At 74.4% G+C, this 15,694-nt stretch carries 16 protein-coding genes; 8 read left to right on the forward strand and 8 right to left on the reverse strand.

The window, feature by feature from the left end:
* Positions 1-29 precede the first annotated feature (29 nt).
* The 4 genes from BIU94_RS07175 to BIU94_RS07190 are packed head-to-tail and all read left to right on the forward strand — an operon-like array spanning position 30 to position 3,491.
* Positions 30-983 carry an ABC transporter permease gene (locus tag BIU94_RS07175; RefSeq protein WP_071255993.1) on the forward strand — a complete coding sequence of 318 codons (954 nt, stop codon included), beginning with the start codon at positions 30-32 and terminating at the stop codon, positions 981-983.
* Positions 980-1,894: an ABC transporter permease gene (locus tag BIU94_RS07180; RefSeq protein ID WP_071255995.1), complete on the forward strand. Its 915-nt coding sequence runs from the start codon at positions 980-982 to the stop codon at positions 1,892-1,894. The genes BIU94_RS07175 and BIU94_RS07180 overlap by 4 nt, the downstream gene beginning before the upstream one ends.
* Complete coding sequence (locus tag BIU94_RS07185) at positions 1,891-2,712, forward strand: ABC transporter ATP-binding protein (RefSeq protein ID WP_071255997.1); 822 nt, start codon at positions 1,891-1,893, stop codon at positions 2,710-2,712. Before BIU94_RS07180 ends, BIU94_RS07185 begins: the two co-directional genes overlap by 4 nt.
* Positions 2,709-3,491, forward strand: a complete 783-nt coding sequence (locus BIU94_RS07190; RefSeq protein ID WP_175472128.1) for an ABC transporter ATP-binding protein — start codon at positions 2,709-2,711, stop codon at positions 3,489-3,491. The genes BIU94_RS07185 and BIU94_RS07190 overlap by 4 nt, the downstream gene beginning before the upstream one ends.
* Before the next feature lie 849 nt (positions 3,492-4,340).
* Here the strand turns inward: BIU94_RS07190 and BIU94_RS07195 are convergent.
* Both BIU94_RS07195 and BIU94_RS07200 read right to left on the reverse strand, forming a co-directional pair.
* Positions 4,341-5,786, reverse strand: a complete 1,446-nt coding sequence (locus BIU94_RS07195) for an amidase (protein WP_071256001.1) — start codon at positions 5,784-5,786, stop codon at positions 4,341-4,343.
* A gap of 66 nt (positions 5,787-5,852) precedes the next feature.
* Complete coding sequence (locus BIU94_RS07200) at positions 5,853-6,752, reverse strand: NmrA family NAD(P)-binding protein (protein WP_071256492.1); 900 nt, start codon at positions 6,750-6,752, stop codon at positions 5,853-5,855.
* Positions 6,753-6,815: 63 nt separating this feature from the next.
* On the opposite strand from BIU94_RS07200, the gene BIU94_RS07205 reads away from it, so the two are divergent.
* The 3 genes from BIU94_RS07205 to BIU94_RS07215 are packed head-to-tail and all read left to right on the forward strand — an operon-like array spanning position 6,816 to position 9,746.
* Entirely contained in the window at positions 6,816-7,118 is a 303-nt protein-coding gene (locus BIU94_RS07205; protein WP_071256003.1) for a hypothetical protein, read from the forward strand.
* Positions 7,119-7,153: 35 nt separating this feature from the next.
* Entirely contained in the window at positions 7,154-8,818 is a 1,665-nt protein-coding gene (locus BIU94_RS07210) for an ABC-F family ATP-binding cassette domain-containing protein (protein WP_071256005.1), read from the forward strand.
* Between the two features lie 16 nt (positions 8,819-8,834).
* Positions 8,835-9,746 (forward strand): L,D-transpeptidase, encoded by a 912-nt coding sequence (locus BIU94_RS07215; protein ID WP_071256018.1) that lies wholly within the window; start codon positions 8,835-8,837, stop codon positions 9,744-9,746.
* Here the strand turns inward: BIU94_RS07215 and BIU94_RS07220 are convergent.
* Positions 9,739-10,278 (reverse strand): gluconokinase, encoded by a 540-nt coding sequence (locus BIU94_RS07220; protein WP_071256021.1) that lies wholly within the window; start codon positions 10,276-10,278, stop codon positions 9,739-9,741. The two genes, BIU94_RS07215 and BIU94_RS07220, sit on opposite strands and share 8 nt — an antisense overlap.
* Positions 10,275-11,798, reverse strand: a complete 1,524-nt coding sequence (locus BIU94_RS07225; protein WP_083404631.1) for a GntP family permease — start codon at positions 11,796-11,798, stop codon at positions 10,275-10,277. Before BIU94_RS07225 ends, BIU94_RS07220 begins: the two co-directional genes overlap by 4 nt.
* Before the next feature lie 218 nt (positions 11,799-12,016).
* Here BIU94_RS07225 and BIU94_RS07230 point away from each other — a divergent pair, with 218 nt between their 5' ends.
* On the forward strand, positions 12,017-12,715 hold the full coding sequence (locus BIU94_RS07230) for a FadR/GntR family transcriptional regulator (protein WP_071256494.1): 699 nt from the start codon (positions 12,017-12,019) through the stop codon (positions 12,713-12,715).
* 338 nt (positions 12,716-13,053) lie between these two features.
* On the opposite strand, the gene BIU94_RS07235 is transcribed toward BIU94_RS07230, so the two are convergent.
* Genes BIU94_RS07235 through BIU94_RS07250 form a run of 4 tightly spaced genes read right to left on the reverse strand, consistent with a single transcriptional unit; the run spans position 13,054 to position 15,605 of the window.
* Complete coding sequence (locus BIU94_RS07235) at positions 13,054-13,656, reverse strand: GNAT family N-acetyltransferase (RefSeq protein WP_071256026.1); 603 nt, start codon at positions 13,654-13,656, stop codon at positions 13,054-13,056.
* 10 nt (positions 13,657-13,666) lie between these two features.
* Complete coding sequence (locus tag BIU94_RS07240; RefSeq protein ID WP_071256030.1) at positions 13,667-14,350, reverse strand: uracil-DNA glycosylase; 684 nt, start codon at positions 14,348-14,350, stop codon at positions 13,667-13,669.
* A gap of 5 nt (positions 14,351-14,355) precedes the next feature.
* Positions 14,356-15,075 (reverse strand): Type 1 glutamine amidotransferase-like domain-containing protein, encoded by a 720-nt coding sequence (locus tag BIU94_RS07245; RefSeq protein WP_071256032.1) that lies wholly within the window; start codon positions 15,073-15,075, stop codon positions 14,356-14,358.
* Positions 15,072-15,605: a phosphoribosyltransferase gene (locus tag BIU94_RS07250; protein WP_175472127.1), complete on the reverse strand. Its 534-nt coding sequence runs from the start codon at positions 15,603-15,605 to the stop codon at positions 15,072-15,074. The genes BIU94_RS07245 and BIU94_RS07250 overlap by 4 nt, the downstream gene beginning before the upstream one ends.
* Between the last annotated feature and the right edge of the window lie 89 nt (positions 15,606-15,694).

Below are 15,694 nucleotides of genomic sequence, written 5' to 3' on the forward strand. Positions count from 1 at the left end.
ATCCGTTCCGTCCCCGGGGCACGGGCGTCGTGACCCGGTTCCTCATCGGGCGGGTGCTGCTGCTCGTCGTCGGCCTGCTCGTGGCGAGCGTCATCGTCTTCGCCGTGCTGCGCGTGCTGCCCGGCGACGTCGCCCAGGTCGTCGCCGGCACCGAGTCCACCCCGGCCCAGGTCGAACGGCTCCGCCAGGAACTCGGGCTGGACCGCCCCGTGGTCGTGCAGTACCTCGACTGGATCGGCGGGGTGTTCCGCGGCGACCTCGGCACCTCGCTCGTCACGAACGGTCGGGTCGGGCCGGAGATCGCACAGAAGCTCGCGGTGACGCTGCCGCTCGCCGGGATGTCGTTGCTGGCGGCCCTCGTCATCGGGGTCCCGCTCGGCGTCCTCGCCGCGGTGCTCCGTCGGCGCCCCGGCGGCGCAGTGATCGCCTTCGCCGCCCAGGCCGTCGCCGCGGTGCCGATCGTGTGGGCCGGCATGCTCCTCGTGGCCCTGTTCGCCGTGACGCTCCACTGGCTGCCCGCGCAGGGCTTCCCGCTCGACGGCTGGTCGGAACCCGGACGGGCGTTCGCCGCGCTCGTGCTGCCCGCGCTGACGATCGGCGCCGTCGAGGGTGCCGTCATCCTCCGCTTCACCCGCTCCGCGACGCTGTCCGTGCTCGACGCCGACCACCTGCGCACCGCGGCCGCGATCGGCCTCACCCGGACCGGGGCGCTGCTCCGGCACGGGCTGCCGTCGGTCGCGCTGACCGTGCTCGCGGTGCTCGGCGTGCAGATCGCCGGGCTGCTGGTCGGCGCCGTCGTGGTCGAGCAGGTCTTCTCGCTCCCCGGTGTCGGACGCATGCTCGTGACCGACGTCGGCCGCCGCGACGTCACGAAGGTGCAGTCCGAGCTCCTCGTCCTGACCGGGCTCGTCCTGCTCGTCGGGTTCGCCGTCGACGTCGTGCACCGGGCCCTCGACCCCCGCCAGCGAGAGGCACACGAGTGATCCGCCGCCTGGTCTCCCGCCCCACCGGACTCTTCGCCGTCGTCGTGCTCGGGCTGCTCGTCGTGCTCGCCGTCGTGTCGCTCGTCTGGACGCCCCAGGACCCGTTCCGCACGGACCCGTTCCACCAGTGGGAACGCCCGAGCGGCGCGCACTGGTTCGGCACCGACGCCGCCGGCCGCGACATCGCGAGCTACCTGCTCGCCGGCACCCGCACGACGGTGCTCGTCGCCGTCGGGTCCGGGGTCATCGCGAGCATCGTCGGGGTCCTGCTCACCGCGGTCGGCTCGCTCACCGCCCGCTGGGTCCGCGAGGGCACGGCGGTCCTGCTCGACATCCTGGTGGCGTTCCCCACTCTGCTCACCGCGATGCTCCTGACGGCGGTGTTCGGCGGCTCGCTCGGGGTGGTGGTCGTCAGCGTCGGGCTGTCCTTCGGCGTGACGATCGCCCGGGTCGCCCGCGGCGAGATCCGCCGCATCGCCCGGAGCGACTACGTCACCGCTGCCCGCGCCTCGGGCGTCGGGGGCGCCGGGGTGCTGTTCCGCCACCTCGTGCCGAACGCGGCGCCGCTGTTCACCGTGCAGCTGTCGCTCGCGATGGCGACCGCCGTCCTCGCCGAGGCCGGCCTGTCCTACCTGGGCTACGGCGCCGGCTCGGACACCGCGTCGTGGGGCAGCCTGCTGTCCGACCTGCAGACCTACATCGGCGTGCACCCGTGGAGCGCCACCTGGCCCGGCGCCGCGATCGCCCTCGTCGTCGCCGCGCTCTCCCTGCTCGGCGACGCGGTGCGCGACGCGACCGACCCGCGCCTGACCACGGGCGACCGCCGGTCCGTGGCGCCCGGTCCGGGTGCGGGGCCGGGCACGGGGCGAGCCGACGACGCCGCGACGACCACTCCCGGGGTGACCGCATGACCGACCACACCGCCCGGGCCGGGCACCCCGCCGCCGCGACCGGCGGCCTCGAGGTGACCGGGCTGTCGGTCCGCATCACGGGACGGACGGTCCTGGACGAGGTGACGTTCACCGTGCCTCCCGGCCGGCGCGTCGGCGTGATCGGCGCGTCCGGGTCCGGCAAGTCGATGACCTCGCTCGCCCTGATGGGCCTGGAACCCGCGGGCGCGACCGTCACCGGCAGCATCCGCCTCGACGGCACCGAACTCGTCGGCCTGTCCGACCGCGAACGTGCCCGGCACCGCGGCGCTGGCATCGGGATGGTGTTCCAGGAGCCCGGCACCGCCCTCGACCCGCTCCGTCGCGTCGGCGCGCAGATCGCCGAACCGCTCCGGCTGCACCGCGGCCTGGACCGCCGGGGAGCCCGCGCGGCCGCGGTCGACCTCGCCGCGTCGGTGGGGCTGCCCGACCCGGCGTCGCTGCTGCGGCAGTACCCGCACCAGCTCTCCGGTGGGCAGCGGCAGCGCGTCTGCATCGCGATGGCGATGGCCGGCGAGCCGTCGTACCTCGTCGCCGACGAGCCGACCACGGCGCTCGACGTCACCACCGAGGCACGCATCCTCGACCTGTTCGAGGGCCTGTCGGCGGGCATGGTCTTCGTCACCCACGACCTCGCCGTGCTCGCCCGCATCGCCGACACCGCGGTGGTGCTCGACGCCGGCCGGGTGGTCGAGCAGGGTCGCGTCGCCGACCTGCTCGCGGCACCGCGGCACCCCGCCACCGTCGCACTCGTCGACGCCGCCCGCGCCACCGCCCGCCGCCCTGGAGGCACCGCGTGACCGACGTCCTGCACGCCACCGGCCTGCACCGCACCTACCGGCTCCCCCGCCGCGGACCCTTCGAGCCCGGCCCGGTCCGCACCGCGGTCGACGGTGTCGACCTGACGGTCGCCCCCGGCGCCCGCCTCGGCATCGTCGGCGAGTCCGGGTCGGGCAAGTCGACCCTGGTCCGCCTGCTCGCCGGACTGGAGGCCCCTTCCACCGGCACCGTCACCGCCTCCGGCCGTCAGGTGGACGCGTCCGGCTCCGCTGCCGCGATGCGCTGGTTCCGCCGCGAGACCGGCATCGTCTTCCAGGACCCGTACGCCTCGCTCGACCCGCGGATGCGCGTCGGTGCGATCGTCGCCGAACCCCTCCGGGCGCTCCGGGTCGACGGCTCGCACGCGTCGCTCGTGCGCGAGGTGCTGGAGCGGGTGGACCTGCCCGCCGACGCCGCAGACCGGTACCCGCACGAGTTCTCCGGCGGCCAACGGCAGCGCATCGCGATCGCCCGGGCCGTCGTGCACTCCCCCCGCATCCTGTTCGGCGACGAGCCGATGAGCGCCCTCGACGTGGTCGTCCGCGCCCGCGTGATCGAGCTGTTCCGCTCCCTCGCCGACGACCTCGGACTGACGCTCGTGCTCGTCTCGCACGACATCGGGGTCGTGCAGCGCCTGTGCGACACCGTCGCGGTCATGTCGGCGGGGCGCATCGTCGAGCAGGGGCCGGTGTCGCTGCTCGACGCACCGCAGCACCCGGTGACCCAGGCGTTGGTCGCGGCGGCGCCGACGTTGCCGTAGGGGCGCGGGCGCCGGACGCGGGGGCGGCGGCTCGGTCGGCCGGGGCGGCGGGCGCCGGGCGCCGGAGCGCCGGGACGTGCGACAACGTCGACGTCGTGCGACATCGACCCTGTCGCGCGGGCCCACACGGCGCGGGCTCGGGCGGGTCGAGGTGGCGCGCACGACAACATCGACGTCGTACGACAGCGACATTGTCGCGCGGGCCCACACGGCGCGGGGCCGGGCGGGTCGGGGCGGCGCGCACGACAACATCGACGTCGTACGACAGCGACATTGTCGCGCGAGCCCACACGGCGCGGGCTCGGGCGGCTCGGGGCTCGGGGCTCGGGGCTCGGGGCTCGGGGCTCGATGCACGCGCATCCTGCGATAGACCACGCGACGATCGACGCGTGCTCCGTCGGGACATGCACACGCAGGCAATGCGAGCGCATGGTGCGACGGGACACCGGTCGAACGTGGGGTGTTCGGTCGGAAGGTGCGCACACATCGAACTCGGCGAGCGGCACCGGTCCTCCGCCGTGCGTCAGCCGGTCGCGCCAGGGTCCCCGGAGCCGCGCGACCTCGGCCCGCTCGGCGGTGGCGGCGGAGCGCCCCGACGGGTCGATGCACGCGCATCCTGCGACAAGTCACGCGACGATCGACAGGTGCTCCGTCGGAACATGCGCACGCAGACGATGCGAGCGCATGGTGCGTCAGAACACCGGTCGAACGACGCGTGTTCGGTCGCAGAGCGCCCCAGCACCAGCGCGCACCGGCACCCACCGGCTCCCACCAGCACCCACCGGCTCCCACCAGCACCCACCGGCGCCCGCACCGCCCCGCACCGCACCGCCCGCACCGGCCCCCGCCTCAGGCCGTCCAGGCCCCCGGGTGCCGGCGCTGCCACCGCAGCCGCCGCTCGAGCTGGGCGCCGATGGCGAGCAGGACGCGCTCGCCGCCCGGTCGGCCGATCAGCTGCACGCCCATCGGCAGGCCGCCGCCGTCGGGGTGGTCCTCGGCGGTGACGCCGACGGGCAGCGTGATCGCGGGGAGCCCCGACACGTTCGCCATCGAGGTCCACGGCGAGTAGGCGCACTGGCGGCGGAAGTCCTCCTCCGGGTCGTCGCCGTACCAGCCGAGGGGCCGCGGGGTGAGCGCGAGCGTCGGTGTGAGCACCGCGTCGTACCGGTCGAACGCGCCGACGAGGGTCGCCGAGAACGTGTCGAGCGCGGTCATCGCGTCGAGCACCTGCGTGCCGGTGAGCCGCTGCCCGCGCTCCACGAGCCACGCCACGAGCGGGGTGAGTGCGGACAGGTCGATGCCGGGGACCGTCGGCAGCCGCGCCGCGGAGCTCTCCCACGCCGTGCGGAAGGCGTCGGCGTAGGGCACCCGGGGCATCCGCACGTCCTCGACGCCGTGCCCCAGTTCGCCGAGCACCCGCACGGCGGTCTCGACGACGGCACGCGCCGCGGGGTCGACGACGACGTCGACGGTGTCGTCCCACGGTGAGCCCTCGAGCAGCCCGACGACGAAGCGCCCCTCGCCGCGGACGGCCGCCGCGGTGAACGGCCCCTCGCCGACGTCCGGGGTGACGAGCGCGTACGGCGACGGCTCGGTCAGCCCGGTCGGTGCCACGAGGGCGTCGAGCAGCATGCCCGCGTCGGCGACGTTCCGGGTGAGCGGCCCCGCCACCGAGAGCCCGCCGACGCCGGACCGCCCGGGCATCGACGGCACGCGTCCGCGGCTCGGCTTGAGGCCGACGAGTCCGGTCGCCGCGGCCGGGATCCGCACGGAACCCCCGCCGTCGGAACCGACCGCCGCCGGCAGCAGCCCGGCGGCGACGGCCACCGCGGCACCGCTCGACGAGCCACCGGGCGCCCGCGCGGTGTCGTACGGGTTCCGGGTCACCCCGAGCCGTGTCTCCGACGACGACGACAGGCCGAACTCCGGCGACGCCGTCTTGCCGAGGCTCACCGTGCCGGCCGCGTCGAGCGCAGCGACGAGCGGGTGGTCGGCCCCGGCGGGGCGCTCCGGCAGGCTCGTGGTGCCGCTGCGCGTGGGGACCCCGGCGCGGTCGTACAGGTCCTTGTCGGCGGACGGGAGGCCCCACAACGGTCGCGACGTCGGCACCAGGTGGCCGAGACGGTCGGCACGCAGCCGTGCCGCGTCCGCCGTGACCGTCACGAAGGCGCCGAGTCCGGGATCGAGGCGTTCCACGCGGGTCAGGTAGTGCTCGGTCACCTCGCGGGCGGTCGCCTCCCCCCGGCGGATCCAGTCCCAGAGTTCCTGCGCGGAGAGGTGGTGGAGTTCGAACACGGTTCCCGAGCCTAGGCGTCCCCGACGCACGCCGACCGGCGGGCGCACGCCGGGCCTCCCGTCAGGTCAGCGGCCCACGTGGGCCGCCAGCACGTCGTGCACCGTCGTCCAGGCGTGCGGACCCCAGCGGTCGTCGTCGACGTGGTGCAGCTCGGCCTCGCCGCTGAACATGCTCACGAAGTACTGCATGCCCTGCCAGGCCGGGAACGGCGCGTCGTCGTCCTTCGACAGGCGCCGACCGACCCGGGCCATCGCGGACAGGGTGCCGGCGGTGCCGGCCCACTGCAGCCGGAAGGTGGTGCCGGTCAGGCGGGACATCGTGGCGGCGATGGTCCGCGAGGTGACGCGGTCCCCCGCGACCTCGACGTACCGGGGTGCGTCCGGGTCGAGGGCGGCGAGCGCCGTCACCCGTGCGACGTCGTCCTTCGTGGTGAAGTCGAGGACCTGGTCCGGCGACGACCAGTACAGGACGCGGCGCCGGTCGAAGAGCACGAGCGGCGCCTGGCCGGTGAGCATGTCGGCGAACGCCCCGTTCAGGATCGACGTCGCACGGATCGGCGCGGCGTCGACGGCCGCGGCGAACTCGCGCCGGAGCTCGAAGTTGCGGTTCGTCCCGGGGGTGATCGACCGGTAGTCGGCGCTGTAGTCGGACGGCACGAAGCGGGGCACGCCCGCCTCGACCGCGGCGTCGAGCAGGGCGCGCTGCGCGTCGACGATCACCGCACGGGTCCCGCTGACCGCGGAGACGACGACGTCGACGCCGGACGCGGCGGCCACGAGCGCGGGGTGATCGGTGTAGGCGGCGGTGACGACGTCGACGTGCTCCTCGTCGCCGAAGTGCTGGCGGGCGCTGTCGCTGCCCGGTCGGGTGAGGACGCGGACACGGGTGTCGTGCTGCAGGAGCTCGCGGACGATGCGGCGGCCGAGGTCTCCGGTGGCGCCTGCGACGAGGACGGTGGTGGTCATGGCGACCACGCTACGGACGGCGGGGTCACCGGGGCACAGGTCCGGCGGCCGTACCCTGTCGGCATGGACACGCCTGCTGCCTCCGGCACGACGAAGCGCCGGGTCGGCCTGCGGCTGGTGCGGCCGCTGCTGACCTGGGGCGCACGGCCCACCGTCACGATCGACGGCGTCGGGCACCCGGCGCAGTGGGGCACGGGGACGTGGGCGGTCGCCGACGACGGGGACACCGTCGTCGGGGTCTTCCTGTTCAACCGGCTGTGGCGGTCCGGGGCCGCCGCGGCGCGGGTCGGCGACGCGGACGAGCTCGAGTACCGGGTCGGGTCGCTGCCCTTCCTGCCCGGACGGTTGGTCGTCCCCCACCGCTGACGGTCGGCGCTCCCGCAGCGTGGGACGATTGCGGGATGACCGCCACGCTCGTCGCCAAGGGCCTGTCCGGCGGGTACGCCGCACGCACGCTGTTCGACTCCCTCGACCTCACGGTGGCCCCCGGTGACGTCATCGGCGTCGTCGGGGTGAACGGCGCCGGCAAGTCCACGCTGCTGCGGCTGCTCGCCGGCGTCGACCAGCCCCTCGCCGGCACGGTGTCCACCGCCCCGGCCGACGCCTTCGTCGGGTGGCTGCCGCAGGAGCACGAACGCGTCGCGGGCGAGACCGTCGCGGGCTACATCGCCCGGCGCACCGGTTCGGCGGAGGCGACCGAGGCGATGGACACGGCCGCGGCGGCGCTCGCCGATCCCGACGCCGGTGACGCGGCCGCCGACCGGTACTCCGCCGCGCTCGACCGTTGGCTCGCCGCCGGTGCCGCCGACCTGGACGACCGGATCCCGGCGGTGCTCGCCGACCTCGGGCTCGCCGTCGGCTCCGACGAGGACGGCGTCGGTCCGGAGTCGCTCATGACCGCGCTGTCCGGCGGCCAGGCCGCACGGGTCGGGCTCGCCGCGCTGCTGCTGTCGCGGTTCGACGTGGTCCTGCTCGACGAGCCGACGAACGACCTCGACCTGGACGGCCTCGACCGGCTCGAGGCGTTCGTGAAGGGCCTGCGCGGCGGGGTGGTGCTCGTCAGCCACGACCGCGAGTTCCTGGCGCGCTCGGTGACGTCGGTGCTCGAGCTCGACCTGGCACAGTCCTCGCACCGGCTGTTCGGCGGCGGGTACGACTCGTTCTTCGAGGAGCGCGAGATCGCCCGGCAGCACAAGCGCGACGCCTACGACGAGTTCGCGTCGACGAAGGCCGACCTCGTCTCGCGTGCCCGGACGCAGCGGGAGTGGTCGAGCCAGGGCGTCCGGAACGCGATGAAGAAGAACCCGGACAACGACAAGATCCGCCGCCGGGCCGCCTCGGAGTCGAGCGAGAAGCAGGCGCAGAAGGTCCGGCAGATGGAGTCGCGCATCGCCCGCCTCGACGAGGTCGAGGAGCCGCGCAAGGAGTGGCAGCTCGAGTTCACCATCGGCAGCGCACCCCGGTCGTCGGCGGTCGTCGCGACGCTGTCCGACGCCACCTTCACCCAGGGCGACTTCACGCTCGGTCCGGTGTCGCTGCAGGTCGACGGCGGCGACCGCATCGGCATCACCGGGCCGAACGGCGCCGGCAAGTCGACGCTGCTCCGCGCGCTGCTCGGCGCGCAGTCCCCCACGACCGGCACCGCCTCGACCGGGTCGAGCGTCGCGATCGGCGAGATCGACCAGGCCCGGGCGGCCTTCACCGGCGACCAGCCCCTGGCCGCGGCGTTCGAGGCGATCGTGCCCGAGTACACCACGGCGGACGTGCGGACCCTGCTCGCGAAGTTCGGGCTGAAGGCGGACCACGTCGGTCGTCCCGCGTCCGCGCTCTCGCCCGGTGAGCGCACCCGCGCGGGCCTCGCGCTGCTCCAGGCACGCGGCGTCAACGTGCTCGTGCTCGACGAGCCGACGAACCACCTCGACCTCGCCGCCATCGAGCAGCTCGAGCAGGCACTCGAGTCGTACGACGGCACGCTCCTGCTCGTCACCCACGACCGCCGTATGCTCGAGACCGTGCGGCTGGACCGCCAGTGGCGGGTGGAGGCCGGGCGGGTCACCGAACGCTGACCACCGAGGGGGACGGATGCGCCGCAGGACCGGGATCGCCGCGACCGTCGTCGGCGCGCTGCTCGTCGCCGCCGGTGCCGTCGTCGTCGTGACGGCACGCTCCGACGCCCCCGCGGACGCCCCGACCCGGGCGGCGGCGACCGCGCGGCCGACGCCGACCCCCACGGCCGAGCCGCCCGCCGCCGTCCCCGCGGCGCCGACGCCGGCCGAGCTCGCCGCCCTGCCGCTGGCCTTCCACGACGCCGTCGTCCCGCGCCTGCTCGACGGGTCGACCGTCACCCCCGAGGACACCTTCCGGATCGCCACCCCGCGGCACGACCTCGTCGCCCTGTACGCGAGCCCGTCGTCGCGGGCCCGTCCGGTGGCGACGCTGTCCCACCGCGTCTCCACGATCGACCTGCCCGCCGCGACGGCCGTCTGGGGACGGTCACCGGGGGTCGACGGCGGCATGCTCCTCGTGTCGACGCCGGCGCGGAACCGCACCCCCGGGGACGGCGGCACCGCCGAGGCCCCGAGCGCAACCTTCGCGTGGGCACGGGCTGCGGACTTCACCGTCCGCCCCACCGACCGCATGATCCGGGTGGACGTCGCGACGAGCGAGGTGTCCGTCGTCACGCGGGACGGCTCCGTCAGGGCCAGCGAGGCCGCTCGGCTCGGGACCCCGGAGGACCCCACCCCGATCGACACCGCCACCTACGTCCAGGCGGCCTACGTCGACACCCGGGTCGCGTACACGCAGGGCAACCCGATCATCCTGACCGGCGCGCACTCGTCGCGCATCCCGTCCTACGGCGGCAACGCAGCACTCACCGCGCTGCACTACTACCCCGACCCGACGGGCAGCTCGCACGGGTGCGTCCGGGTCTCGGCGGAGATGACCCGCACGCTCGCGGCGCTGCCCGTCGGCACCCCGATCCGGTTCAGCTGACGGGCCGCAGACCCAGGCGCTCCAGGACCTCCACGCTCTCCTGCTCCGGGGTGCGGTCGGCGGCGATCGTCAGGTGCGCTTCGTCGGCCTCCGGCGGCTCGAGCGTGTCGAGCTGGGACCGGAGCAGCGACGTCGGCATGAAGTGCCCGGACCGCTGCGACATCCGCTCCTCGATGAGCGCGCCGTCGCCCGCGACGTGGACGAACACCACCCCGGGCGCCCGCAGCACGTCGCGGTAGGCGCGCTTCAGTGCCGAGCAGGTCACCACCCCGTGCGTTCCGGCGTCCAGGTGCCCGCGGATCCACCCGGCGACGACGTCGAGCCAGGGCCAGCGGTCCTCGTCGGTCAGCGGGGTGCCGGCGCGCATCTTGTCGACGTTCGCCTGCGGGTGCATGGCATCGCCCTCGGCGAAGTCCCACCCGAGGCGTTCCGCGACCATCGCGGCGACGGTGGACTTGCCCGAGCCGGACACCCCCATCACCACCAGGACACGGGCATCGAGCGCATCGGTCTCCGCTGTCGGTCCGCTCATCGGATGAACACCCCGGCGAGCAGCACACCGAGCAGGCCGAGCACCGAGATGAGGCACTCGAGCACCGTCCACGTCTTGAAGGTCTGCCCCACCGTCGTGTTGAGGTAGCCCTTGACGAGCCAGAACCCGGCGTCGTTCACGTGCGACAGGAACACCGACCCGGCGCCGATCGCGAGCACGAGCAGCGACGTCATCGGCGAGGACAGGTCTGCGGCGATCGGCGCCATGATGCCCGCGGCGGTCACGGTCGCGACCGTCGCCGACCCCGTGGCGACCCGCACCAGGGCGGAGACGAGCCACGCGACGAGCAGCACCGAGATGCCGGACTCCTTGACGGCGTCGGCGATCACGCCGCCGATGCCCGTGTCGATGAGCACCTGCTTGAACCCGCCGCCGGCGCCGACGATGAGCAGGACGCCGGCCACCGGGGGCAGCGCGCTCTCGAGCGACTTCGACACCGCGGACCGGTCCATCCCGCCGCCGATCGCGAAGAACACCATGGCGTAGACCGCGGCGATCCCGATCGCGATCATCGGCGACCCGAGGAAGTCGAGCAGGCTCACCCACGAGCCGGCGGCGTCGGGCATCGTCGCCTCGCGGACCGCCTGGGCCAGCATGAGCACCACGGGCAGCAGGATGCCGACGAGGGCGACCGCGAACGACGGGCTGCGCGGCTCGCTGATGACGCGCGTGAAGTCGCTCTTGCCGTTGGGCAGGGACGCGGTGTCCTGCGTTGCGGGGCCGCGCCGTGCCTCCCGTCCGGCGTGTGCCGGGTCGTCGCCACCGGTGGCCGACCCGCGCGACCCGAACATGTCGGGGACCGGGATGTCGACCCAGCGCGCCGCGAAGCGGGCGAAGACCGGGCCGGCAAGCACGATGACCGGGATCGCCAGCACGATGCCGAAGGCCAGGGTCGTGCCGAGGTCCGCGCCGACCGTCGAGATCGCGACGAGCGGGCCGGGGTGCGGCGGCACGAAGGCGTGCATCGTCGACAGGCCGACCAGCGCGGGCACGGCGATCTTCATGATCGGCACGCCGCTGCGCTTCGCGACGAGGACGATGATCGGGATGAGGAGCACGAGGCCGACCTCGAAGAACATCGGCAGGCCGATGAGCGCGCCGATGAGTGCCATCGTCCACGGCAGCATCGCCTTCGACGACCTGCGGACCAGGGTGTCGACGACACGGTCGGCTGCGCCGGAGTCGACGAGCATCTTGCCGAACATCGACCCGAGGCCGACCAGGATGCCGACGCTCGTCATCGTCGCACCGAAGCCGTTGCCGAAGCTCGTCACCGCCTTGTCCGGCGCGAGCCCTGCCCCGATGCCGACACCGAGCGCGCCGATGACGAGCGCGATGAACGGGTGCACCTTCAGCCAGGTGATGAGCGCGATGATCACGACGATGCCGAGCAGCGCCGCGATGATCAGCTGCGGGATCGGGCCGGACGGGTCGACCGTCTCCGTGCCGCCGGTCTCGGCCGCGAGCACGGTTCCGAGGTGGACTGGAGCGTGAGGCATCGGTGCCCCTTCCTGGAGCCGCTGCCGCGCGGCTCCGTCGCCTTGGTGTCGAGGGCGGGTGGCGTGGTACACGCCCGCCCGCAATAATCTGATTAATCAGACTACACGGCGATCTGCCGCGCGCCTCCCGCTGTGCGTCGCAGTATGCCGTTTCGATGAGGATCGCGTTCCGCACCGTGCTGGTCGCGTCCGTCCAGCCCATCCCGTCCGGAGGTCCCATGCCCCCCGCCCGCGGTCTCCACGCCCACGTGCTCGACACCATCGGGCAGCGCATCGTCGACGGCGACCTCGCGCCCGGCACCGTTCTGCGGCCCGAGCACGTCGCGGACGAGTTCGGCGTGTCGCGGTCCGTCGTCCGTGAGGCGCTCCGGGTCCTGCAGTCGCTCGGCCTCGTCGAACCACGGCAACGCGTCGGGACGCAGGTGCTCGGGACCACGTCGTGGGAACTGCTCGCGCCGACCGTCATCCGCTGGCGCGGCGCATCGCCGGCGTACTTCGTGCAACAGCGGGAGCTCCTCGAACTCCGACTCGGCGTGGAGCCCGTCGCGGCGTCGCTCACCGCCACCGGCCCCGGCGGCACGGACGTCCTCGACGCGGCGCAGGACATGCTCGCCGCCTGCGCCGCGGAGGACAGCCGCGCCTACCTCGAGGCCGACGTCCGCTTCCACCGGGCACTGCTCACCGGCTCCGGCAACGCCGTGTTCGCCCACTTCGCCGGCACCGTCGAGGCCCTGCTGCGCACCCGCACCTCGGAGTCGCGGGACACCATCACCCGGTGGACGCGCTCGGCGGCGATCCGGCACGAGGCCGTCGGGCGTGCGGTCGTCGCGGGCGACGGGGCCGCTGCGTCGGCCGCGATGACTGCACTCGTGCAGGTCACCCACGACGAGTTCACGGCGGAGGCCCCGCGGGGCTGAGGGAGCCGGGGCTGAGGGAGCCGGGGCTGCGGCCGGCCGGGGTTGAGGGGCCGGGGTGGTCGGGGGTATCGGGACTATCGGGCGCCGTCGCTGTCAGCTGCCGGGGCTGGCGGGCGCCGGTGCGCGCACGGTTCGTCCCATCGCGCGTGGCATGGGAAGCGAGATCGCGCGTCGGAGGGCGGAACGACGGGCTTCCTACGCGCGGAAGACCCTCCTACGCGCGAAACGACCTCCTACGCGCGGGGCTGTTCCGCGCGGAACACCCTCCTACGCGCGGAACGACCTCCTCCGCGCGGAACGACCCCCTCCGCGCGGAACAATCCCGCGCCGCCCGCCCCCTACCGCCGCGCGAAGAGCCGGGGGCCGCGCAGGCGCAGGCGCATCGTCACGGTGCCGAGCCAGCGGTCGTACTTGTAGCCGACCTTGCCCATCCGGCCGACCTCCTCGAAGCCGAGCCGCTCGTGCAACCGGATCGACGCCTCGGCCTGCCGGTCCGCGATGACCGCCACCACCTCGCGCACCCCCGCCGAGCGGCACTCGTCGAGCAGGGCCTCCATGAGCGCCCGGCCGAGGCCCTTGCCGCCGGAGGCCGCCCCGAGGTAGATCGAGTCCTCGACGACGCGGTTCGAGCGGTCGCGGGGGTTCCACGGGTCGACCAGGGCGTAGCCGAGGATCTGACCGGCGGGGTTCTCCGCCACCAGGAACGGCAGCGCCCGGCGGCGGATCTCGTCGTAGCGCTGCTTCCAGCCGGCGAAGGTCAGCACCGACGGGTCGAAGGTCACCGACGAGTTGCGGACGTAGTGCGCGTGGATCTCGCGCACGTGGGGCAGGTCGCCGGGCTCGGCCGCACGGATGCGGTAGGTGAAGGCGGTCTCGGTCGGTGCCGGAGCACGCAGGTGTCGCGGCAGGACACGCCGTCGCTGGTATTCCTCCTCGAGCACGACGTCGAGCCTACTGAGCGGGCAGGGACCAGTCGACGGGCGTCGCGCCCTGTTCCTCGAGCAGCGTGTTCACCTGCGAGAACGGTCGGCTGCCGAAGAACCCCCGCGAGGCGCTGAGCGGGCTCGGGTGGGCCGACGCCACCACCGGGGTGTCGCCGAGCAGCGGGCGGACGGATGCCGCCTGGGCGCCCCAGAGGACGGCGACGAGCGGCTTGCCCCGGCCGACCAGGGCACGCACGGCCTGGTCGGTGACGGCCTCCCAGCCCTTGCCGCGGTGACTGCCGGCCTCGCCCGCCCGGACGGTGAGCACACGGTTGAGCAGCAGGACGCCCTGGTCGGCCCAGGCCCGCAGGTCCCCGTGCGGCGGCGGGGTCACGCCGAGGTCGGACTCGAGCTCGCGGTAGACGTTCGCCAGGCTGCGCGGCAAGGGCCGCACCGCGGGGTCGACGGCGAAGGACAGGCCGATCGGGTGCCCGGGCGTCGGGTACGGGTCCTGGCCGACGACCAGGACCTTGACGGCGTCGAACGGGGCGGTGAAGGCACGGAGGACGTCGCCGCCGGCGGGCAGGGTCTGCCGGCCGGCCGCGTGCTCGTCGCGGAGCCAGTCGCCCATGCGGTGGACGTCGTCCTCGACGGGGCCGAGCGCGGTGGCCCAGCCGGGGTCGACGAGCTCGGCGAGGGGCCGCGGCTCCACGGCGGCTACGCGCCCATGGTCGCGACGGCCACCGACTCGTCGCCGGCGACGACTCGCCAGACGCTGCCGGTGCCGCGGACCTCGAGGGCGCCCTCGCCGACGACCAGGGCGGTGTCCTCGTCGATGGCCAGGCCGGCGGTGACGAACTCGGCCTCCGCGCTGGCGACGAGCCGGGCGAGCGTGCCCGCCTGGACCGCGTGCACGTCGATCGTCAGGTCGACGAGTCCGAGTCCTTCGCGGAGCTCGACCTCGTCGAGGCCCTCCGAGGCGCCCTCGGGGCAGACCTCGACGCCGCCGATGCGCCAGCCGCCGACCAGGGCTCGGTCGGCCGCGATCATCGCGCCCGCCGAGTAGCCGAGGTACGGCAGGCCGTCGGCGACGAGCAGGCGGACCTGGTCGACGAGCGGCGCGACGGCGGCCAGGTAGTCGGGCGTGAGCCCGCCGGCGACCACGAGGGCGTCGACGTCGCTCAGGACCGTGGTGTCGAAGGCCTGACCGGACGCGACCTCGGTGGTGACGACCTCGGCGGCGCGTGCGCCGCCCAGGACCTCGGCGATGTCCGCGGTGGACGACGGGCTGGTGCCGTCCGCGCGGCAGACCGAGAGCAGTGCGATGCGCGGGACGGTGCGCCCCACGGCGGCCGAGCGCGCGGTGGCCTCGGCGAGGAACGGGGCGGCGGCGTCCGAGGCGGCGAAGGGACCGCCGCCGACGAGGTGGATGCTCACGACTCGGCCGTCACCGGTGCGAGGGCGCTCCAGGGGAACGTGATCCAGCCGTCGACCCGACGCCACACGTGGTCGGGTTCGAGCACGGTGCCGGGCTTCGAGTACAGGCAGGCGCTGCGGACGTCGGCCCCAGCGTCGCGGATGATGTCGACGACCAGGCGCAGGGTCCGGCCGGAGTCGGAGACGTCGTCGACGACCAGGACGCGCTTGCCGGCGAGGCTCGGCGCGTCGAGCGCCGGCGCGAGCACGACCGGTTCGTCCAGCCGCTGCTCGACGTCGGTGTAGAACTCGACGTTGATCGAGCCGCACTCCTTGGTGCCGAGCGCGTAGGCCACGGCGCCGGCGATGATGAGGCCGCCGCGGGCGACCGCCACGACGACCTCGGGCTCGAAGCCGGAGGACAGCACGTCCTTCGCCAGCAGGCGGGCGGCGTCGCCGAACTCCAGCCATCCGAGCACCTCGGGCCCGCTCGTCACGGTCACGGTCGACTGAGCCGGTGCCGTGGGCCCGGGCTCGCTGCTGATCGGCATCCGACAACGGTACCGGCACCGACCCCGCGCCCGCGACCCGCGACCGGACCCCGGGCGCTGCGCGCGGCAGGGCGGCCAGTGGCCGAGCA

Origin of the sequence: Curtobacterium sp. MMLR14_006 (assembly GCF_001864985.1) — a bacterium.
Lineage (GTDB): Bacteria > Actinomycetota > Actinomycetes > Actinomycetales > Microbacteriaceae > Curtobacterium.